At 38.4% G+C, this 20884-nt stretch carries 19 protein-coding genes; 12 read left to right on the top strand and 7 right to left on the bottom strand.

What is annotated here, in order from left to right; all coding sequences use genetic code 11:
• Nucleotides 1-2 precede the first annotated feature (2 nt).
• Nucleotides 3-1277, top strand: a complete 1275-nt coding sequence (locus ABMA79_RS10440; RefSeq protein WP_393092424.1) for a pseudouridine synthase — start codon at nucleotides 3-5, stop codon at nucleotides 1275-1277.
• Here the strand turns inward: ABMA79_RS10440 and ABMA79_RS10435 are convergent.
• Nucleotides 1222-2079 (bottom strand): rhomboid family intramembrane serine protease, encoded by an 858-nt coding sequence (locus ABMA79_RS10435; protein WP_392860196.1) that lies wholly within the window; start codon nucleotides 2077-2079, stop codon nucleotides 1222-1224. The genes ABMA79_RS10440 and ABMA79_RS10435 overlap by 56 nt on opposite strands.
• 208 nt (nucleotides 2080-2287) lie before the next feature.
• Here ABMA79_RS10435 and ABMA79_RS10430 point away from each other — a divergent pair, with 208 nt between their 5' ends.
• Genes ABMA79_RS10430 through ABMA79_RS10405 form a run of 6 tightly spaced genes read left to right on the top strand, consistent with a single transcriptional unit; the run spans nucleotide 2288 to nucleotide 8002 of the window.
• Nucleotides 2288-2722 carry an RrF2 family transcriptional regulator gene (locus ABMA79_RS10430; protein WP_392860195.1) on the top strand — a complete coding sequence of 145 codons (435 nt, stop codon included), beginning with the start codon at nucleotides 2288-2290 and terminating at the stop codon, nucleotides 2720-2722.
• On the top strand, nucleotides 2715-4148 hold the full coding sequence (sufB, locus tag ABMA79_RS10425) for a Fe-S cluster assembly protein SufB (RefSeq protein ID WP_393092421.1): 1434 nt from the start codon (nucleotides 2715-2717) through the stop codon (nucleotides 4146-4148). Before ABMA79_RS10430 ends, sufB begins: the two co-directional genes overlap by 8 nt.
• A gap of 27 nt (nucleotides 4149-4175) precedes the next feature.
• On the top strand, nucleotides 4176-4934 hold the full coding sequence (gene sufC, locus ABMA79_RS10420; RefSeq protein ID WP_021267803.1) for a Fe-S cluster assembly ATPase SufC: 759 nt from the start codon (nucleotides 4176-4178) through the stop codon (nucleotides 4932-4934).
• Between the two features lie 15 nt (nucleotides 4935-4949).
• Nucleotides 4950-6191: a Fe-S cluster assembly protein SufD gene (gene sufD / locus ABMA79_RS10415; protein ID WP_393092419.1), complete on the top strand. Its 1242-nt coding sequence runs from the start codon at nucleotides 4950-4952 to the stop codon at nucleotides 6189-6191.
• Nucleotides 6191-7411 carry an aminotransferase class V-fold PLP-dependent enzyme gene (locus ABMA79_RS10410; RefSeq protein ID WP_392860191.1) on the top strand — a complete coding sequence of 407 codons (1221 nt, stop codon included), beginning with the start codon at nucleotides 6191-6193 and terminating at the stop codon, nucleotides 7409-7411. Before sufD ends, ABMA79_RS10410 begins: the two co-directional genes overlap by 1 nt.
• Nucleotides 7412-7438: 27 nt before the next feature.
• Complete coding sequence (locus tag ABMA79_RS10405; RefSeq protein WP_103219034.1) at nucleotides 7439-8002, top strand: NifU family protein; 564 nt, start codon at nucleotides 7439-7441, stop codon at nucleotides 8000-8002.
• A 218-nt stretch (nucleotides 8003-8220) separates the two neighbouring features.
• Here the strand turns inward: ABMA79_RS10405 and ABMA79_RS10400 are convergent, their stop codons facing one another.
• A complete protein-coding gene (locus ABMA79_RS10400) occupies nucleotides 8221-8859 on the bottom strand; it encodes a hemolysin III family protein (protein ID WP_393092417.1) in 639 nt (212 codons plus the stop codon).
• Between the two features lie 96 nt (nucleotides 8860-8955).
• A complete protein-coding gene (locus ABMA79_RS10395) occupies nucleotides 8956-9189 on the bottom strand; it encodes a hypothetical protein (protein WP_392860187.1) in 234 nt (77 codons plus the stop codon).
• A 197-nt stretch (nucleotides 9190-9386) separates the two neighbouring features.
• Here ABMA79_RS10395 and ABMA79_RS10390 point away from each other — a divergent pair, with 197 nt between their 5' ends.
• Complete coding sequence (locus tag ABMA79_RS10390; protein WP_158246941.1) at nucleotides 9387-9536, top strand: hypothetical protein; 150 nt, start codon at nucleotides 9387-9389, stop codon at nucleotides 9534-9536.
• 3 nt (nucleotides 9537-9539) lie between these two features.
• Here ABMA79_RS10390 and hemF read toward each other — a convergent pair whose 3' ends face one another.
• A complete protein-coding gene (hemF, locus tag ABMA79_RS10385; RefSeq protein WP_393092414.1) occupies nucleotides 9540-10439 on the bottom strand; it encodes an oxygen-dependent coproporphyrinogen oxidase in 900 nt (299 codons plus the stop codon).
• Between the two features lie 82 nt (nucleotides 10440-10521).
• Between hemF and ABMA79_RS10380 the strand changes: the two genes are divergently transcribed.
• The 4 genes from ABMA79_RS10380 to ABMA79_RS10365 all read left to right on the top strand — a co-directional run bounded on the left by ABMA79_RS10380 (nucleotide 10522) and on the right by ABMA79_RS10365 (nucleotide 16406).
• Complete coding sequence (locus ABMA79_RS10380) at nucleotides 10522-10881, top strand: ArsC/Spx/MgsR family protein (RefSeq protein ID WP_392860185.1); 360 nt, start codon at nucleotides 10522-10524, stop codon at nucleotides 10879-10881.
• A 172-nt stretch (nucleotides 10882-11053) separates the two neighbouring features.
• On the top strand, nucleotides 11054-12394 hold the full coding sequence (locus ABMA79_RS10375; RefSeq protein ID WP_393092411.1) for a FecR domain-containing protein: 1341 nt from the start codon (nucleotides 11054-11056) through the stop codon (nucleotides 12392-12394).
• Nucleotides 12395-12529: 135 nt separating this feature from the next.
• The gene (locus ABMA79_RS10370) at nucleotides 12530-14110 is read left to right on the top strand and encodes a hypothetical protein (protein WP_393092408.1); all 1581 of its coding nucleotides are present in this window, start codon (nucleotides 12530-12532) and stop codon (nucleotides 14108-14110) included.
• Between the two features lie 22 nt (nucleotides 14111-14132).
• On the top strand, nucleotides 14133-16406 hold the full coding sequence (locus ABMA79_RS10365; RefSeq protein WP_393092406.1) for a CHASE2 domain-containing protein: 2274 nt from the start codon (nucleotides 14133-14135) through the stop codon (nucleotides 16404-16406).
• A 61-nt stretch (nucleotides 16407-16467) separates the two neighbouring features.
• Here the strand turns inward: ABMA79_RS10365 and ABMA79_RS10360 are convergent, their stop codons facing one another.
• The 3 genes from ABMA79_RS10360 to adeD form a co-directional block, all read right to left on the bottom strand.
• The gene (locus ABMA79_RS10360; RefSeq protein ID WP_393092403.1) at nucleotides 16468-18519 is read right to left on the bottom strand and encodes a thiamine pyrophosphate-dependent enzyme; all 2052 of its coding nucleotides are present in this window, start codon (nucleotides 18517-18519) and stop codon (nucleotides 16468-16470) included.
• A 97-nt stretch (nucleotides 18520-18616) separates the two neighbouring features.
• Nucleotides 18617-19123 carry a hypothetical protein gene (locus ABMA79_RS10355; protein ID WP_392860178.1) on the bottom strand — a complete coding sequence of 169 codons (507 nt, stop codon included), beginning with the start codon at nucleotides 19121-19123 and terminating at the stop codon, nucleotides 18617-18619.
• Nucleotides 19110-20873, bottom strand: a complete 1764-nt coding sequence (gene adeD / locus ABMA79_RS10350; RefSeq protein WP_393092400.1) for an adenine deaminase — start codon at nucleotides 20871-20873, stop codon at nucleotides 19110-19112. The genes ABMA79_RS10355 and adeD overlap by 14 nt, the downstream gene beginning before the upstream one ends.
• Between the last annotated feature and the right edge of the window lie 11 nt (nucleotides 20874-20884).

The following is a 20884-nucleotide window of genomic DNA, read 5'->3' as shown; positions in this document are numbered from 1 at the left end:
CAGTGAAAAAAAGAATTAAAATCCGATTATCTGCCAATGATATCGTCTTTGAAGATGATAACTATATTGCCCTAAACAAAAAGGCGGGCTGGCCAGTGCATAAAACTCTCGATCGTTTTCGAGATAATTGCACTGATGCTCTTTCTAGTTTTCTGAAAAATCGAAGTGATGGAAAGGATCAGTATCTCGTCCTAGCACATAGACTTGATGTGGAAACGTCTGGAATTCTTTTATTTGCTAAAAACAAAGAGGCCAATAAATATCTTCAAGAACTCTTTAGCTCTCATGATCCGCAAAAGATAAGAAAGAGTTATTTAGCTATCTGTAGCGGTGTCTTTACACAACAAGAAGCAAGGATTGAAAACTTCCTTAAGGCAAACCGAGTTGGGCGTATTGAGAAGATGATTGTCGTTAACTCTGGTGGTAAAAAGGCCATAACAGACTACAAAGTTATCGATACTGATAAGCAGTACTCATTAGTTGAGTTTACGATCCTAACTGGTAGAAAGCATCAGATTAGGGCCCATGCAAAAGAGATTGGTCATCCAATTTACGGTGATCCAATCTATTCAAATTCAAAGGATCAGAGTGGACAAAGACTTTGTGCTTACAAAATCAGCTTCTTTGATAAGTTTTTACAAAAAGAAATAAACTTAGAAATTACTCCTCCATTTAAGCTTGAAAACTTCAAAGAAGTAGCAAGTAATGGAGAACATCAATATATCATCTTTAATAAGCCATACGATGTCCTGTGCCAATTTGGAAAAGACCACAAAGACCAGCTAAGCCTTATTGATTACAAGCTACCAAAGGAAGTTTACCCTGTTGGCCGCTTAGATAAAGACAGTGAAGGCCTACTGATTCTCACTAATGATGGGAAGTATAAGAACCAAATGGCCAATGCTGATAGTAAGGTTGAAAAAACTTATCTTGTTCAAGTCGACGGCGATATCACACCAGAAGCAATTGAAGAGCTAAAGCGTGGTGTTGTCATTAAAGGTAATTACAAGACAAAGCCAGCGAAAGTTAAAAAGCTAACAAACTTTAAAATTGAAGATCGCATCCCACCAGTGCGTGTACGTAAAACAATCCCAACCTCTTGGATTGAAGTCCGTATATCAGAAGGACGAAATCGCCAGATTCGTCGAATGTGTGCGGCGGTAAACTTCCCTACTCTTAGGCTAATTCGAGTCGCTATTGGCGATGTGAAATTAGGTGATCTTAAGATTGGTGAGTATTCGACTTTTGATCCGAGCGATCAATCAAAGCAAAAATAACACCTAAGACGGCACCACTGACAAGTCCACCTCCGTGGGCCCAATTGGCCATCTTAAAATTAAAGACATCAAAGAAACCTAAGAAGAGCCATCCAACCATGAGAACAATATCAGAAGTTGGAAGCTTAAACTTAAAATTTGGATTTAGCCTTGAGTATGGCCATAGAAAACCAAGTAGGCCGTAAACCACACCAGAAAGCCCTCCAAACATCCCCGGGGACATAATCGCTTGTAGGATATTTGAAGAAATTGCCGTAAATAAAAGAAGCAGTATTAAAAATACACTTCCCTTAGTCACCTCAATGAGCTTACCTAACTCTTTCCACCACAACATATTAAAGAAGATATGAATGTAGCCAAAGTGGATAAAGGCAGGAGAAAGAAGCCTCCAATACTCACCATTATTAATGTCTGCAAAGGCATCTACTTTAGAAGTTGAAAAAAGAAAAAGATAATAGAGGTTTTCATTCTTTAGAATCCAGCCAAAGATGAAGACGATTACACACAAGGCCAAGATTATAATTGTCGCAGGTCCCATACTTAAGGATTGAACATATTGCCAATTTTTATCAACCTTAGTTGGTTTGGCCCCTCCAATATAGATACGGTAAACATCACGGGCCTGTTGTAATTGATTTAGGTCCACAACAAATAAATGATAGAAGTCGTTCTCATATTCTTTTGTAATATGGATACCTTGTCGAATTAGTTGCGCTTCAATTTGGGCAACGATCGACTCATCACGTAAAGAACCAATATACTTGAGGCGTTTTAAGTTAATTTCCGAATCATGTTCACTCATAAGACCATTTTCCTACAAAGCTTGATAAAAGTCGATCTTACATAAATATTATGGATTTGAGGTGTGATTCGACCTATATATTTGCTAAGATGGAGTTAAATAAGTTGTTTTTTGACTTATTTTACGTTATTTAAAAGTCATAACGTAAATTATTAATAAAAGGCGATACCTAAGGTATTTAACTCGTCACAATATAGGTGTGTTAAGCATGTTTAAGGTTAGTAAAAAAACAGAATATGCCCTGACAGCTCTAAAGCATATGCAAGAGCACGGACACACATGTGCCGAAAATCTCACTTCGGCCAGAGAGATCTGTGACATACACAAGATGCCTTTTGATCCAGTATCTAAAGTTATGCAAAAGCTAAATGGATACGGAGTGCTCTCATCAATCAAGGGTATAAAAGGAGGCTACTATCTTAGCCGTCCCCTATCTGAAATCAATCTCTTTGAAGTAAGTAATTCAATTGAAGGAAAGATTACAGAATCTGATTGTGATGCTCTTAAGGGCAAATGTACGAAATATTTAAATTGCGAATTAATTACACCAATAGAAAAGCTTAACTCTCACGTTAATCACCAGCTGATTAACTTGTCGCTTGAAGAGTTATTAATAAATAAGGCAGGATTCACACATGAGTGATACACAATTAACAAAGTCAGAATATAAGTATGGCTTCTTTACAGACATTGAAACTCAAGAGTTCCCAAAGGGTTTAAATGAAGACATCGTAAGGATGATTTCAGCAAAGAAGAATGAGCCTGAATGGTTACTTGAATATCGTCTAAAGGCATTTCGTCTTTGGAAACAAATGCCAATGCCAAATTGGGCAAAACTAGAAATTCCAGAGATTGATTTTGAGGATCTGTACTATTATGCGGCCCCAAAGTCGACAGAGAGTGCACCAAAGAGCCTTGATGATCTTGATCCAGAGCTTTTAGCGACTTTTGAAAAACTAGGAATTCCTCTATCAGAGCAAAAAAGAATTTCAGGTGTTGCTGTAGATGCAGTATTTGATTCAGTTTCTGTTGGGACAACATATAAAGAAGAACTAGAAAAAGTTGGAGTTATTTTCTGCTCAATTTCAGAAGCAGTACAAGAGCACCCAGAACTAGTTAAGAAGTACCTAGGAACAGTTGTTCCTCCTGCAGACAATTTCTATGCAGCACTAAATGCGGCAGTATTCTCTGATGGATCATTCGTTTACATCCCTGAAGGTGTAACTTGTCCAATGGATCTTTCAACATACTTTAGAATCAATGCAAAAGAGACAGGTCAGTTTGAAAGAACACTTGTAGTTGCCGATAAAGGAAGTTACGTAAACTACCTTGAGGGTTGTACAGCTCCACAACGAGATGAAAATCAACTTCACGCTGCTATCGTTGAGCTTATTGCTCTTGATGATGCAGAAATTAAGTACTCAACTGTTCAAAACTGGTACGCCGGAGATGAGCAAGGAAAGGGTGGTATTTACAACTTCGTAACAAAGCGTGGTAACTGCCTTGGAAAGAATTCTAAGATTTCATGGACACAAGTTGAAGCAGGATCTGCTATCACTTGGAAGTATCCTTCATGTAACTTAATTGGTGAAAACTCACAGGGTGCTTTCTACTCAGTAGCACTAACGAATAATAAAATGCAGGCCGATACAGGAACTAAAATGGTTCACATCGGAAAGAATACTAAGTCGACAATTATTTCAAAGGGTATCTCAGCAGAAGCTTCTGAAAATAATTATCGTGGACTTGTTAAGGTTATGCCATCAGCTATTGGTGCAAAGAACTACTCTCAATGTGATTCAATGCTTGTTGGTTCTAAGTGTTCTGCAAACACATTCCCATATATTGACGTTAAGAATAATACGGCAACTGTAGAGCACGAGGCTTCGACTTCAAAGATTTCTGAAGATCAGCTTTTCTACCTACAGCAACGTGGAATGGATATGGAAAAATGTATCTCAATGATCGTAAATGGTTTCTGTAGTGAAGTTTTCAAAGAGCTTCCACTAGAGTTCTCAGTTGAGGCCGTAAAGTTAATTGAGATGAAATTAGAAAATTCAATCGGATAAAATTTAGATTTATATAAAGGGAAAAAAATGAGCTTACTTACAGTTAAAGATGTTCACGCAAGAGTTGAAGAAAAAGAAATTCTAAAAGGGATTTCTATTGAAGTTAAACCAGGTGAAGTTCACGCAATCATGGGACCTAATGGTTCAGGAAAGAGTACACTATCAAAAGTAATCGCTGGTCACCCATCATTTGAAGTAACAAGCGGATCAATTGATTACAATATCAATGGAAAGCAAACAGACCTTCTAGAGCTTGAGCCAGATGAAAGAGCAAAAAATGGTATCTTCCTAGGCTTTCAATACCCTATTGAAGTTCCAGGTGTATCAAATATTGACTTTCTTCTTGAGTCATTTAACGAAGTATCGAAATCTCAAGGTGCTGCAGAAATGAAAAAAGAAGAATTCAGAGAATTCCTAAAGCCAAAACTAGAGCTATTAGAGATGAGAGAAGAATTCTTAGACCGTCCAGTAAACACAGGTTTTTCTGGTGGAGAAAAGAAGAAGAATGAAATTCTTCAAATGGCCGTTCTTAATCCAAAGATCGCCCTACTAGATGAAACAGACTCAGGTCTTGATATCGACGCTCTTAAAATTGTTGCAAAAGGTGTTAACGCAATTAAGTCTAAGTACAATGGAATCGTTCTTGTAACTCACTACCAAAGACTTCTAGACTATATCGTTCCTGATTATGTTCACGTACTAAGTGGCGGAAAAATTATTAAATCAGGTGGAAAAGAGCTAGCTCTTGAGCTTGAAGAAAAAGGTTACGACTGGTTAACAAAATAAGGACTAGGATTAATAATGAATATCCAAGAATTAACAGACCAATATTTAAATGACCTAGCGGGATACGCAAAGTCAGATTCAAATAAAGAGGCCCTAGGGAATTTTAAGGCCCGCGGACTTCCACATACAAAAATGGAAGACTGGATCTATACTAAGCTTACAGATGTGCTACCTGAAAAATTTGCTGTAACAACACAAAAAGCAATGCTTAAGAATGTTAAAGTTGCTGGCAAGTATCAAGTCGTACTTCTAAATGGCCAATACTCGAAAGCTGATTCATTCTTTCCAGAAGAAGTAACAGTAGAACAAAAAGCACTTATCGCAAATGAAGCAAATTGTGATCAAACAGATATCTTTGCGATGCTCAATGCATCTGCGGTTGAAAACATCATTGAAATCAATGTACCTAAGAATGTAAGCGTTGATGATATTATCTCAATTGTTCACATTTCAGACTTTGATGGAGAATTTGCTCTTCCTCGTATTCACGTAAACGTTGAACAATTCTCTAAGGTGAGCTTTGTTGAGATCTTTACTGGAAGTGATAAGGCATACAATATTAACGCTGTTTCAAATTTCAAAATTGCAGATGGTGCAAATGTAAGTCACGTAAAAGTTCAAACTGATGGTGCTAATGCATTCCACGTAAGTAGTGTAAATGCTGACATTGCAAAAGACGCACACTTTAAGTCATTTACTTTCACAACAGGTGCTAAGAAATCTCGTAACGAGATGAGAGTTCGTCTAAATGGAATCGGAGCAACAGCAAGTGTTGATGGCCTATATGCTCTTAGAGGAGATCAGCACACTGACAACTTCTCACTAATTTCACATATTAAAGAAAGAACTGATAGCTCGCAGCTTTTCAAGGGAGTTCTAGACAATAAGGCCCGTGGTGTTTTCACTGGTAAAGTTCTTGTTTGTCGTGATGCTCAACTTGTAAACTCAGAGCAGTTAAATAAGAACCTACTTCTATCTAAAGGGGCCCACGTCGATACTCGTCCACAACTTGAAGTTTATGCTGACGATGTTAAATGTGCCCACGGTGCAACTGTAGGACAAATGAGTGACGAAGAAGCTTTCTATCTTCAGTCTCGTGGACTTTCAAAAGAGCGCGTGCAAAAGCTACTAATTCACGCATTCTGTTCAGATGCGATTACAAAGATTGAAGATGAGAAAATTGAAAAATTCTTAAGTGATATTCTATTTGAATCATTTGAAAAAAATGCATTTGATGAAATGGAAAAGGAATCTTAATGGCCTTTGAAATTAACGCTATTAGAGCGCAATTTCCACAATTAGAAAGAAGAGTACATGATAAGCCACTTATCTACTTAGATAATGCTGCATCAACTCTTAAGCATATCAATGTGATCAATGCTCTAAATGAGCACTACACACATGATGTTGCCAATATTCACAGAGGTGTTCACTACCTAAGCGAATTTGGAACAATTAAGTATGAAGAAACTCGCGACGCGATACAATCTCTAATTAATGCAAATTCGAGATGTGAGATCATCTTCACAAAAGGAACAACAGACAGCTTAAACTTAGTTGCAAGCTCTTTCGTTCCTCACTACTTGAAAAAGGATGATGTCATCCTAATCTCGACAATGGAGCACCACTCAAATATTGTTCCTTGGCAAATTCAGGCCGAAAAGATTGGTGCAAAAGTAAGAGAGATCCCTATTACGGATGAAGGTGACATCAATGAAGAAGCTTATGTGAAGCTTCTAGAAGAAGGTAATGTAAAACTTGTTTCCATGGCCCATATTTCAAACAGCCTTGGAACAGTTAACAATATCAAAAAATATATTAAGTTAGCACACGACAATGGAGCTTACTTCTGCGTTGATGCTGCCCAATCAATTGCTCATGAGAAAATTGATGTTCAAGACCTAAACTGCGACTTCCTCGCCTTTTCTTCACACAAGATGTTTGGGCCAACAGGAATCGGAGCTCTTTATGGTAAAGAGAAACTTCTTGAATCTATGCCTCCTTATCAAGGTGGTGGAGATATGATCGATGTTGTCACAATTGAAAAGACAACATATAACGATCTTCCACATAAGTTTGAAGCAGGTACTCCTCATATCGCAGGTGGGATTGGCCTTAAGCCAGCAATTGACTTCATTGTAAATTGTGATCTTGATGTAATTAAAAGCTACGAGAAAGAGCTTCTTGATTATGCTACTAAGCAAATTTTAGAAGTTGAAAAAGTTCGTTTAATTGGAACAGCAAAAGAGAAGGCCTCGGTTTTATCATTCGTTGTTGAAGGTGCTCACCCACACGACCTTGGAACACTCTTAGATCGCCAAGGTGTTGCAATTAGAACTGGCCACCACTGTACACAGCCTTTAATGAAAAGGTTCGAAATCAGTGCGACTGCAAGGGCCTCATTCTCGTTGTATAATACAAAAGAAGAAATAGATAATTTTATCAAAGCACTACATAAGGCCATTAACTTCCTATAAGAAGTTAGGGCAACAAAGGTAAGATATATGAGTGAAGTAACAATCGACATTCAACCAACACCAAATCCAAATGCTTTAAAATTCATTTTAAATCAAAATGTAAAAGCATCTGGTTCTTCAACTTTTAGAACGCCAATGGAATGTGGAGAGGTGAACCTAGGTGTTAACCTTTTTACCATTCGTGGAATTGACCAATTACACTTTTTTGAAAATGTTATTACGGTAACAAAATTCAACTATGAAGACTGGGATGATATTGAGCCAAAGATCCTTGAAACAATCAAGCATGATTTGCCAAATCATAATCCAGAATATGAAGAATTCGATCCAGAAAAAGAGCGTCGTGAAAACCTACCTCAAGAGCTAAAAGATATTGAGGCCGTACTTGATCGTACCGTTAGACAGTACCTACAAGCTGACGGTGGTGATATTCAAACAGTTTCTTACGAGGACAATATTCTACTTGTTCGTTATCAAGGTGCATGTGGGACTTGCCCATCATCAACGACTGGAACACTTGAGGCGATCAAGTCAACTCTGAGAGCAGAGTACAACCCAGCGATTGATGTTTACATCGCCCCTGATTGGTAGCATACGCGAAATTGTTTGCCCTTAAGGCAAACTATGGTTCGCGTTGCTAGGCCCCCAACTTATAAAATGAAATTTATATTCAACAAAGCCTGCGTTTATGCAGGCTTTGTTGCCTCAGGGCCAATGGGAAAGTTAGCGAATCGTACGAGGTCCATTGGTCGCTATGTGCATATGCGAAACCAAAGGTGCATGGCACCCTTTACCATTTCAAAAATCATCTACCCAACAATCGAATAGATAATCATAAAGTGCAACGTCGCTGCCACACAAACGAATAGATGAAATAACTCATGATAGCCAAACCACTTCGCATACCTACCAGGCTTCTTTAATCCATAAAAGACTGCACCGATTGTATAGAGAATACCACCTGCAATTAGAAGCGAAATATTTGTCATCCCAAGTTTTGGAAGAAGTTCCGATACATAGGGAAGAACCATGTAGCCAGGAATAAGATAGATAATTGCACTTACCTTCTCTGGCAGATTAGGAAAGAAGATCGATTTCAAAATACCAATTGCGGCCACAGTCCAAATACTTATGAGAAATGTTGAACCAGACTCTCCATTTAAAACGAGAAGAGTAATCGGTGTACAAGTTCCTGCAATCATGACGTAAATAGCGCTATGATCAAGTCTGCCCAGAAGGTCACGTGCTCTGGGTTCCCAGTGAATTCGATGATAAAAGGCACTAACTCCTAACATCATAAGAAGACCTAGAGAGTACACAATAGTTGAAATATACTGAGTGGAATTGACACTTTTTGCGATTAGAAGGGTGCAGGCACCAAGTGCGACGAAGAACATGACTTGATGAGACCAACCTCTTAGAATGGGCTTTTGCTTGGCTTTTTGCATATAGGAAGCATACCCTCCATTAGCGTTCAATTAAAGCCAAGGCCCAAGCTTTTACATTTATATTACAATGCTACAACACTCGTTGTAGAGCATGTTCTATAAATCAGAAAATTTCATTTTGATTAATTCTTTTTTAACAACACCAAGAAGCTCACGGCACTCACCTTCTTCAAGGCCATATAGTTTATGTGAAGGCTGAAGCTCTTTTGGCTCTTTAAAGTCATTCTTAAAACTTTGTAATCTGTTATTAAGATTATTTCTTAGAGTTCTCATTTGCTTTGGTGAGTACTCTTTCATTTCTTCTAATAATTCTTGTAGTCTCTTAGACATTTTCTACCTCTTACTAATCTTGCAATGCATCCGAATTAGGATTCTGGCACATTACATAAAATCCTAAACTGTGTAAAATTAAAATAAATTGTATTGATCAAATCAAATAAAACTATGACCATTAAGTATTTTCCTATGGACACCGATAGTTTGATGTGCCAAACTTATATTTAACAACTCTAACAAAGGGGTAATTTATGATGATTAACAACTGCTACCGTCTACTTTGTGAAATCACGAAACTAGAGAAAAAACTTGAAGAGATTCAAGCAGTGGCCCAGTCCCATGGAGTTGAAATTGATGCCAATGAAATCTTAGAGGACCTTATTAAGGCACAGGCCAGCTAATAGCTAGGCCCAGTCCTTTGGATAGTAATATTCCATCATCTTCTTGTGTTCTGGCTTTGTCGGCTCATAACGATAAGTGAACTTCACCCTCTTTGGAAGTGAAATTAATATTGAATCGGTACGGCCATTAGACTTAAGTCCAAAGTGAGTTCCTCTATCGTGAAGAAGGTTAAACTCAACGTAGCGCCCGCGGCGATGTAGTTGGAAGTCCACATCTTCATCATCAAAGGCCTCATTCATTCTCTTCTCAACTAGTGGGAAGTAAGACTTGATAAAGTTTGAAGAAATCTCTTTAAACATGGCCAGGTCTTTTAATGGATCACCCGAGAAGAAATGATCATAGAAGAAGCCACCTACTCCACGCATTTCATCTGCACGATGCTTATTAACAAAGTACTTATCACAACGATTTTTCCAGTCGTCCCAATATCCATATGGTTCACAGGCATCTTTCCAAACCTTGTGAAAGTACTCAAAGTCTTCTTCATGTGGAAAGTAAGGAGTAAGGTCGGCACCACCACCAAACCAAATTTTTGATCCGGCCTGAATCATGCGAAAATTCGCATGAGTTGTTGGAACTTTTGGGTTTGTCGGGTGAATGATGAGAGAAATTCCTGTTGCCCACATCTGGTTATTATCACCACCAATATTGGCTGCAAATTTTGGATCAACTTCTCCAAATACAAGTGATGTATTAACACCAGCATTCTCAAAGATCTCGCCTTCAAAGGCACGTGTGATCCCACCACCACCAGGGTTTCCGGCGTAATCCTTTCTTTCCCATATATCTTCATTCAAGTTAATTTTTGTATCAATTCTCTTAAGTTCGTCACTAATCTGATTCTGTAAAGTTTTAACATGTTCGGCAAATTCTGATTTGATATTTTCAATATCGTAAGACATGGCTAAAATCCTAGTTAGTTATTTTTTAAAAACCCAATATATCAGAAAAGAACTGATATGATAATTATCAGGAGTAGAATAAATGCTTTATTATCACAATCCAAGATGCTCTAAGAGCCGCCAAGGTCTAGAATATTTAGAACAAAAAGGTATTCAAGAAGGTATTGGCTTTAGAGTTAAGGAATATCTGAAAGATGGCATTGAAGAAAAAGAATTTATCGATCTAGTAAAGTATACGGGGCTAGCACCACTTGAAGGCTTAATTCGTACGAAAGAGGCCTTATTTAAAGATCTAGGTCTTGCAGGAAAAGAGTTATCAAATATTGAGTGGGCCAAGATCGTTCACGAAAACCCAAAGCTTCTAGAACGTCCAATTCTCGTTAATGACGAGAAAAAAGCTGCCATTGGTAGACCCACAGAGAATTTCGATACAATTCTCTAACTAGCCTAAATTACGTATTGTGGCAGTTCACCCTGCCACAAGTTCTTGTCATATCAGAAAGTTACCCCAACTCAAACTCCCTTTGTTTTTAGTCATTTACACAAGTTTCAGCTTAAGAAATTACTTTGATCTACGATAAGTATAAATGAGATTGATTTTGTGGGGACTCATTATGAAGGTACTAAGACTTATTATTTTATCTGTAGCAATTTTAGCGAATATTTCGGCCTTGAATGCAAACTCAGAAAAGGGTGTCGCAAAGGTTATGAAAGTAAGAGGAAAGGTCTTTTACTCCCAGACAAAGAAAGCATTGTCCAAGGGAGACTGGGTGCCAGAAGGAGCCAAGATCACAACGAAGGCCCGAAGCTTTGTTAAGCTCCTCTTTATCGACAAATCAAATCTAACTCTAGGTGCAAATTCAGAAGTTGAAGTCGAGCAATTCCCGAAAAAGAAAGCAGGAATTATCAATCTAATTAATGGTCAACTTCGCTCTAAAGTTTCTAAGAACTACCTACAAATTGATAAGAAGAAATCAAAGCTCTTTATTAAGACAAAGACTGCGGCCATGGGTGTTCGTGGGACAGACTTCCAAGTAAACTTTAACCCGGCCAATAATAATACGACACTTATTACATTCGAGGGTGCCGTTGCCATGGGTTCTCTTAGTAATTTTAAAAAGAGTCGATTCCTACAAGACAGGCTTGAAAAGGTTGTTTCATCACCTACTTCAGTTATGGTTCGCCAAGGACAACTGTCAGGGGTTATGCCTAAGGTTGACTCAAAGCCAATGGAGCCAGTTAAAATTAATAAGCAACAGCTAAAGGCCCTTGAAGCAAATGATGGTTCAAAGACATCATCAAATGATGATAAGAATAAATCAGAAAAGAAACAAATGAGTCGAAATATCATTCCTCCAGGAATGGATAGCTCAAAATTTAGTGGTGCTGGTGGTTCTGAGATTATGGGACAAATGGCCAAGGCCGACTCTAATCTTAAAGTGCCTACAGCTCAAGCGCCAACTCTTACCATTACAACGGCCGCTCCTAAAGGAACAATGCAAGAAGGTGGCTACGTTGACACAAGTAATGCTCTCTATATTCCACCACCGAAGAATGCTCCAGTTGATCCAATGACAAGTGAAGTAATTGTACCGGTTCAAATGGGTAGTTTCGATAAGGAAACTGGTGAGTATAAGAATGACTTCTATGATGTAAATGAAAATGGAGACATGATTCCAAAGGACAAGCCTCAAATTAGTGTAAACCGTATTCCGGCTTCAGGTGGAACAGTACCAGATATAATGCCCGAAGAACCAATAAATGTCTTCAATCAAGATGGTGAAGAACCACTTGGAGACCCAATGCTTCCACCTATCAATGATGACGATACAAAGCCACTTGATGGCCCAGATATTATAGATATAACAATAAATGATCGTGACAAAATGCTTGATCAAACAAATACGACTTCAACAAATCGAGCGCGTGTAAAAGTCATTCTCGATCGTCAATAAATAACCGAGTTTAATATTCAAATATGGCCACAGCTTAAAAGCTCTGTGGCCAAATTCCCCCTATTCAATTGTCCGATTTATCAGTAAAATTATTTATAAATACCTAGATTTTAATAAAAAGTTAAAGGACTGACTTTGAAAAAGATTTTTATCGCACTGGCATTCGCTAGTATCACATCAATGGGACTTGCCCAGAGCATGACTCCTGTTTACCGTGCATTTGAAAACTCGAATTATGAGAAAGTTATCGAGTTATTGAACTCACCAAATTATAAGAATTTTAAAAGCGCCAAATCCCCAGGGGTAAGAGATTATCTTCTTGGTATTTCCTACTCTCGTATTCAAGAATATAACAAGGCCATTGATGCTTTTAATTCGGCGATAAAGAAAGGAAATAAAGCAAGTGAGCTTAATTATGAATTGGGCCAGGCTAACTTTGCTATCAACAACCTAGATGATGCTATTGAAAATTTCAAAAAATCTGAAAGAGCAAAGTATAAAGTCGAGCAATCAAATTACTATATAGCCTATATTTATCAGCTTAAGGAAGAACCGAAGAATGCGAAGGTTTATTTTGGAAAGCTCTTAAAAAATAAAAAGACTTCAAAAGAGATGAAGCAGATCTCCTACTTTCAAATTGCTAATATGAATTTAGAGATTGCAAGAGAAACGAGTCGCACAAGAGAGATTGTCGAAAAATATATCCTTCCTGATTACTACAAGGCCATTGATATCGACCCAAATAGCTCAACTGCAGATGATATCGATAATCGAATAAAAGAAATAAAAAAAGAATTCTTCTTAGAAGAAAATAAATTAATTAATGGTGATCCCCTACCTAGTGAAAGACTAAGCCTAAGTGTTGAAGAAAAGATCACATATGATAATAACGTTACTCTTTCAGACGATCTCCCAAGCTCGACTGGAACGAATAAGGATTCATTCTTTTCTCAAACTCGTCTCAATATTGAAAAGGCCTTTAATTTTAAGAGAAGATATACGATTACTCCTGCGCTAGAGCTTAAGAATACAATCTATACAGATCGCGTTGATTCGGAAATTTACTCAAATGATAGCTATAATATTACACCTGAGTTGGATATCGACTTTGCTTATCGTATTAACAAGAAGCCTGCTCGCTTATTTACAAACCTAGTTTATGACTATCAGGCCAAGGATGTGAACGCACAAAAAAGTAAGCAGTTTAACTACCGCTCTCAACAGTTTGAATTAGGTAGTGAAATGCCTTTCTTTGAAGCTGGTAATACAACTTTAACTTTTAAGTATCAAACATATTCATACTATACAGAAAGTCTTGATCGATCTTCGATGGTTGTATCTGCTGATCAAATAATCAAAAAGACTTACGGAATCTTTGTTCTACTCTACCAATTTGATAGTAGTGATTATGCAAACTCTCCAAACCTAAACACGACATCTCACCTATTTCGTGTTGATTATATTGTTCCAAGCCTATTTCCAAATACAAGCTTTAATGCAGGTCTTTCGACAAACTTCATAAGTTATGAAGACGCAGCAACAGATGCAACACGTGGGCTTGAAATGACGACATCACTCAATGCAAAGCTTACACGTATTATCAATCGTCACTTTTCATTTGGATTTGAGTATATTTATACAAATAACAGCTCTGACGAAGACACAAGTAATTATACGGCCCATCAAACGGCCATTGATTTCTCTTATTACTATTAAGCGCTAAGAAGCATGGATTGCTATGAAAAATATTATTAAATACACGGGACTATTTTTTATCATATTATTTTCATGTGCCAGTGTGTTCTTTTCTCTTTATTCACGAACATACGATAAAAATTTTAGGGACCTCACAGCTTATGCATCATTTTTTGAAAATCGTTTCTATGATTTAAGAATGATGCAAACAATGGACAGAAATACACCAAACCCAAAACTAATTCTTGCCGATATAGATGATGACTCGATCAAGAACTTGGGCTCTTGGCCTATCACTCGCTCCCATTGGGGAACAATGATTAGGAAGTTACGTGGTTATGGTGCAAAGGTCATAGCCTTTGATGTTTTCTTTTCTGAAGCATCCATGACTTGTAATGGAGTTAATCCTGATGATGAATTAATTTCGGCCATTGAGTATTTTCATGAAGTTCCAAATAATCGTGTCATCATGCCTTATAACCTTGAAGTTTATGGAACCGATCACTACCCTACTTTACCAGAAGACTTATACCTCTTTGCCCTTAATACAAAAGCAGGTGGGGTTAATTACGACATGGAACCAACGATCATTTCAAATTCAGTATATCCTATCCAGGGTATTATTGATGCTGAAGCATCTTTAGGCTTTATTGAAGCAAGTGCAGACAACGACGGAGTTATTAGACACTACAAGGCACTGGCCTTTCCATATCGAGAAGTTCATGTTCCTTCATATGGGCTATCTTCTTATATGCACTGGATTGGTGAGTTTGATGAAAATGAGGAAGGTGAAAATAAGAATATTTTTAAAACAGAACTAGACCTAAGTACTCAAGGTGGTGTTCCAATCTTAAAAACCAAAAAGGGAGATGTTGAATTAAACCTTAGTGGTGAAACAAAAGTTCGTTGGATTGGTGGTGCCGATGCTTATACACGTATTCCTATCTATCAAATTATTGAAAAAGATCCAAATGATCCTGAGTTTAAGAAATTATTTGAAGGCTCCCTTGTCTTTGTTGGTGCGACAGCTTTTGGAGCACACGACTTAAGAAACACGCCAATTGATTCGATGCTACCAGGAGTTCTCTTTCACATGAACTTCGTTCAAATGCTAATTGACGGCCATTTCTTTAAGGAATTCATTGATTCAGCAAAACTATCTTGGGCACTACTTGTTGGATCGGTCATTCTACTTCTCTTAATGCAATTAAAAGAAAATCCTATTTTTGATCTCTTCACACTTGTTCTCTTAGTTTCAAGTCTTTATTACACTGATACTTACTATTTTATTCCACAGGGTTTTGAAACGAAATTATTCTGGTGCTTCTTTGCCCTAGTCCTCTGCTATTCATGGAATACAATCGTAAACTTCTATATGGCCAATCAAGACAAGGCCTTCCTAAAGAGTGCCTTTGGAAGTTATATCTCCCCAGAGCTTATTGATGAGATGTACGAAGCTGGTTCTGCTCCAACACTTGGTGGTACTTCAGGGATTCGAACGGCATACTTTACAGATATCCAAGGCTTTTCAAGTTTCTCAGAGAAGCTCTCAGCAACTCAACTTGTTGAGCTTCTAAATGAATATCTAACGGCCATGACAGATATCCTTCTTGAAGAAAAAGGAACTCTCGATAAGTATGAGGGTGATGCTATTATCGCCTTCTTTGGCGCCCCAATGGAGCTTCCTGACCATGCCCAACGTGCCTGCATGGTTGCACACAAGATGCAGGAGTCACTTTTAGAGCTTCGAAAGAAATGGGTTTCAGAAGGAGATAAGTGGCCTAAGATCGTTCACGATATGAGAATGAGAATTGGGATCAACTCAGGAGACATCGTAACAGGAAATATGGGTTCTGCATCTCGTATGAACTATACAATGATGGGAGACTCTGTAAACCTAGCAGCTCGTCTTGAAGAGTCTGCAAAGCAATATGGAATTTTCACACAAGTGGCCAAGGAAACAGTTGAACTTGCAGGAGATGAATTCTTATGGCGTGAGCTTGATACAATTCGTGTTGTGGGAAAATCAATTCCAGTAACAAGTTATGACCTATTAGGTCTAAAGGCGACAGCTCCTGATTACTTAAAAGAGCTTGCAGATAAATTCTCTAAGGCGATTCTTTTATATAAGAATCAGAAATGGGATGAGGCCCTTGAGTTATTTAAGCAAACGTTGGAACTTGAATATATGCGCTATCCAGATTTAAAAGGTGTTAAAACAAATCCATCTGAAATCTATATTAAGCGTTGTGAAGATTATAAGGAGCTTCCTCCTCCACCAGAATGGGATGGTGTTTTCACATTAACTAGTAAGTAATATCGATATAAAAAAAGCCTGCATAATGCAGGCTTTCTCTTTATCTCAATTTCGCGGATGCTTAATAATTAAGAACTTTAAGAGCAGCTTCTACAACACGGTCAGTGTTAGGAAGAACAGCTTTTTCAAGGATTCTGTTGAAACCAACAGGAGTGAAAGTCGAACCAACACGTTGAACTGGAGCATCAAGAAGCTCAAATCCTTTATCATTGATCATGGCAGCTACTTCACCACCGAATCCACCAAATACCTTATCTTCGTGAACAACTAGTGCTCTATTTGTCTTCTTGATTGAAGCAAGTACACCTTCTTCATCTAGAGGAGCAATTGATCTAAGGTCAACAACTTCAACACTGTAACCTTGAGCAGAAAGTTTCTCTGCTGCTTCAAGTGAGTGGTGAACTGTGTTTCCGTAAGTAATAATTGAAAGATCAGTCCCTTCACGTCTTACACGACACTTACCGAAAGGAACTTCAAAGTCCTCTGGTACAACAGTCATTGCTTGTTTAGCGTTGTATAGAGATTTTGGCTCTAAGTATAGAGTTGGCCCTTCACTTCTCATTGCAGTTCTTAGAAGACCAGCAGCATCGTCAGCGAAAGCTGGGCATACAATACGTACACCAGGGATACCTGCTAGGTTACCTTCAAGGTTTTGCGAGTGGTAAAGTCCCCCACCAATATATCCACCAGAAGCAAGTCTGATTAGAATATTTGGAGCGAATGCACCATTTGATCTCCAGTAGTCATGTGAACACTCTACGTATTGTTCCATTGCTGGCCAGAAGTAATCAGCGAATTCTGCACCTTCAACAACAACTCTAATGTCTTTGTTGAAACGTGAGAAACCATTTGCTGTACCAAGGATATAGTCTTCAGCGATTGGACCGTTAAATACACGCTCCTTACCGAACTCTTGTTGCATCCCTTTAGATACGTTGAAGATACCACCCTTATCTTTGTTGGCCATATCTTGTCCCCAAATGAATGTATTTGGGTTATGTCTGAATTCTTTCTTTAGTTGTCCGTTGATTGCATCAATGAACTTTGTCTCTTCACCAGACTCGTTGTGAGTACCATCAACATATTTTTCTGGCTTATGTGGCTCAGGAAGTACAAAGTCAAAGATAGACTCTGGAGTTGGGTTTGGTGCTTTCATTGCTTTCTTGTGAGCTTCAAGTAGTTCAGCTTTTGCAACTGCATCCATCTCATCAAGTTCTGCTTCAGTGAAGATTTTATTAGTTACTAGCTCTTTTCTAAACGCTACTAATGGATCTTGTGCTGCAGCTTCTGCTCTTTCTTCTTCTGAACGGTAAAGCTCGTGCTTATCAGAGTTAGAGTGAGAGTGAATACGTACACAACGAGCGTGAACGATTACTGGCTCTTGTTGAGTTGCCGCAATCTCTCTAGCTGTCGCCATAGCGTTCATTGAATCAAAGATATCTTTTCCATCACAGTGAATAATGTGAAGGTTTAGGAAACCTGTGAAGTTATCAGCAACGTACTCGTTAGCTGTTTGATCACATTTAGGAACAGAAATACCGTAACCATTATCTTGGAATACGAAGACAACTGGAAGTTTCTCACGAGAAGCACCGTTGATCGCTTCATAACAGTAACCTTCAGAAACAGAAGACTCACCTTGTGAAGAATAAACAACACCATCGTGCTTATAACGATTAAATGCTCTTGCAGTCCCTACAGCGTGTAGCGTGTGGTTACCTGTACAAGAAGATACGTTATGAATATTCCACTCTGGCTTTGCAAAGTGGTTAGACATGTGACGTCCACCTGAAGCAAGGTCAGTTGCTTTAGAAATACCATTTAGAAGGATCTCTTCTGCAGAAAGTCCCGCTGAGAATGCCGTTAACATATCACGGTAGTATGGGAATAAGTGGTCTTTTCCAAGTTCGAAAGTTTGACCAATTGCTAGTTGGATACCATCGTGTCCAGCGTATGGAGCGTGGTAAGACCAACCGATAGCTTGCTTAAGATAGTTTGGCGCACGGTTATCTAACATACGTCCAAGTGTCAGTAGTTCATACCACTGCTTAAGTGTTGCTTTATCTGTGTTTTTCCAAGTGTACTTTTTCTTAGGCTTAAGAACAGTTGCCATTATCAACCTCGTATTTTCATCTAGTTATAAATCTTAAGTGAAACGGAATTTAACCATAATTTAACGGAATTGGAAAGAAATAGTGGCGCTGTCGTAACTAAAGACAATACTTTTTATGACCACTCGCGCAAGCGTATTCTTGGTATTTTATTGAAAGTGCAGGAGAATCAGATTTAATCAATTCTCCAAGCTTTCCACAGGCCAGCATATTTCCACCGCGACCTTGCCTGCAGGCCTTATTTAAAAGGCTTTTATACTCGTAAGGTGACAAGAGTTGTGCATTGACTTGACTTAACTCATAGCAAGATGAGGCGTCTTCAATGGCACAAAGCCTCTCTAAATATTTTAATTCTAGCTGTTTTTTATTGTCTGTCTTCGCCAGTTTTCTACCATCGAGACAGGCCTGAAGTTGACGCCCACGTGAAAAATCGTCACGAAAACATAGAGTATGGGCCTCACCTCTTATCTTATCCCGTTCAACTTGAGCGACTCTTTTTTGTAAAAGCACCATAATTGGATCAAGAAAGGCGGCCACAACTCCAACGAAAATTGTGAGAAATAGCCACCCAGGTATAGCTTCAATAATTTGACTAAGCTTCTTCACATTTTAGATCGATAAATTCAAATTTTGTAACATCCACAAGTCCCATATCCGTAATCTTAAGAGTAGGAATTACAGGAAGAGCTAAGAATGCCATTTGAATGAAAGGTTCACTTACGGCCACTTCAATTTCTTTACAAGCAGCTTTTAACTGAATGATTCCCTCATTAATTGTTTCAGCAGACTCTAAGCTTAGAAGCCCTGCAATTGGCAGAGATAAAGACGCAGTTACTCTCCCCTTATCCACAACACAGAAACCACCAGCATTTTCAATGATTTCATTTGCAGCTGTAGCGATGTCCTGCGGAGTTTTACCGATGACAACAATATTGTGAGAATCGTGAGCAACACTCGAAGCAATCGCTCCACGAGTAAGGCCCATCCCTTTAACAAGTCCAAGGCTTGGTTTGCGATTTTGTCCGTATCTTTCAATAACAGTGATATATGAAATATCGTCCTGTTCAAAATCTTCACCATCAAATTTTACTTTAAGGTGATTTGTGATGATTTCATCTTTTACAATTTCCATCACATTATAAGTCCCAGCAGTCAGATCATAATTAAAATCAGTTGGTGCTAAGAAGTTTCTTTTTATTGTATTTTCTTTTGGAGGCTGAGACTCATCTAGCTTTGCCTCCACTTTAGAAGGAAGGTCTAATTCACTTACAAGCTTTCCTTTCTTGAAAACTTCTTTCACATCAACATCTTCAAGCTTTCCAACAAGCACGATATCAGCTTGTTTACCTGGAGCGATTAATCCCAACTTCTTTAGGCCAAAGTGTTTCGCTGCAGAAAAGCTAGAAAGTCTATAAGCAATGTGAGCTGGAGTCCCTAGTTCATTGATCATTTTTCTTATCATATAATTAATATGACCTTCGTTGAAAATTTCATATGGATTTCTATCGTCTGTACATAAGAGGCACTGACAAGAGTTAAATTCATTAACAACAGGAGCAAGGGTCTTTAAGTTCTTAGCAACTGAACCTTCACGAATGATTAGCCCCATTCCCTTCTGGAGCTTTTCTTTTGCTTCATCTGCAAAGATTGTCTCGTGACAATTTTGAATCCCTGCTGCGATATAGGCATTCAGTTGTTTTCCACGAAGCATTGGTGAGTGGCCATCAAGGTTTAACTCCGCAAACTCTTCGACCTTTTCAAGAACACCTTCGACACCATTAATAACGCCTGGGAAATTCATCATTTCAGCAAGGCCAAGAACACGTGGATGCTCTTTGTATTTTTTCATATCGATAATATCGAATTGCCCACCGTTAGTTTCAAAACCAGGTAGCGCAGGAATACAAGAGCTCACCTGAACAAAGAGGTTCTGATCCATAAGCTCACTACATCTTAAAAACCAAGAAAAACCACGGTCTCCCATAACATTTGTAATTTCATGCGGGTCACAAATGGCCGTCGTTGTTCCAAGAGGTAGAGTTAGTCTTTCAAATTCAAATGGATGCATCATTGAAGATTCAACATGTAAGTGGCCGTCGATGAAGCCCGGTACAGCAGTTGCGCCCTGTGCATCGTAAATACGCTTAGCAGGTTGGTCATCGTATTCTTTTCCAATTCCCGCAATTGTTTTACCAGAAATAGCAATTGAGCTCTCAACAACTTCCCCATTAACAAGGTCGAGAATCTTTACATTCTTAATAAGTAAATCAATCTCACCATCGCCGCGAGCCGTTTTTAAAACTTCCCTAAGTTCTTTTGGTGATAATTTTTGTGTTTCCTTATTTGCAAGTGACATCTTTGACCTCT

The organism is Halobacteriovorax sp. HFRX-2_2, from assembly GCF_043196705.1.
GTDB lineage: Bacteria > Bdellovibrionota > Bacteriovoracia > Bacteriovoracales > Bacteriovoracaceae > Halobacteriovorax_A.
This window is presented reverse-complemented; position numbering and strand designations above follow the sequence as displayed.

Excerpts from the sequence above, each read along its gene's own strand:
- ABMA79_RS10410 (WP_392860191.1), top strand. The coding sequence starts at position 6,191 with ATGGCCTTTGAAATTAACGCTATTAGAGCGCAATTTCCACAATTAGAA.
- ABMA79_RS10430 (WP_392860195.1), top strand. The coding sequence starts at position 2,288 with ATGTTTAAGGTTAGTAAAAAAACAGAATATGCCCTGACAGCTCTAAAG.
- ABMA79_RS10400 (WP_393092417.1), bottom strand. The coding sequence starts at position 8,859 with ATGCAAAAAGCCAAGCAAAAGCCCATTCTAAGAGGTTGGTCTCATCAA.
- adeD (WP_393092400.1), bottom strand. The coding sequence starts at position 20,873 with ATGTCACTTGCAAATAAGGAAACACAAAAATTATCACCAAAAGAACTT.
- ABMA79_RS10405 (WP_103219034.1), top strand. The coding sequence starts at position 7,439 with ATGAGTGAAGTAACAATCGACATTCAACCAACACCAAATCCAAATGCT.
- ABMA79_RS10395 (WP_392860187.1), bottom strand. The coding sequence starts at position 9,189 with ATGTCTAAGAGACTACAAGAATTATTAGAAGAAATGAAAGAGTACTCA.
- ABMA79_RS10360 (WP_393092403.1), bottom strand. The coding sequence starts at position 18,519 with ATGGCAACTGTTCTTAAGCCTAAGAAAAAGTACACTTGGAAAAACACA.
- hemF (WP_393092414.1), bottom strand. The coding sequence starts at position 10,439 with ATGTCTTACGATATTGAAAATATCAAATCAGAATTTGCCGAACATGTT.
- ABMA79_RS10375 (WP_393092411.1), top strand. The coding sequence starts at position 11,054 with ATGAAGGTACTAAGACTTATTATTTTATCTGTAGCAATTTTAGCGAAT.
- sufD (WP_393092419.1), top strand. The coding sequence starts at position 4,950 with ATGAATATCCAAGAATTAACAGACCAATATTTAAATGACCTAGCGGGA.
- sufC (WP_021267803.1), top strand. The coding sequence starts at position 4,176 with ATGAGCTTACTTACAGTTAAAGATGTTCACGCAAGAGTTGAAGAAAAA.
- ABMA79_RS10435 (WP_392860196.1), bottom strand. The coding sequence starts at position 2,079 with ATGAGTGAACATGATTCGGAAATTAACTTAAAACGCCTCAAGTATATT.
- ABMA79_RS10390 (WP_158246941.1), top strand. The coding sequence starts at position 9,387 with ATGATGATTAACAACTGCTACCGTCTACTTTGTGAAATCACGAAACTA.
- ABMA79_RS10380 (WP_392860185.1), top strand. The coding sequence starts at position 10,522 with ATGCTTTATTATCACAATCCAAGATGCTCTAAGAGCCGCCAAGGTCTA.
- ABMA79_RS10365 (WP_393092406.1), top strand. The coding sequence starts at position 14,133 with ATGAAAAATATTATTAAATACACGGGACTATTTTTTATCATATTATTT.
- sufB (WP_393092421.1), top strand. The coding sequence starts at position 2,715 with ATGAGTGATACACAATTAACAAAGTCAGAATATAAGTATGGCTTCTTT.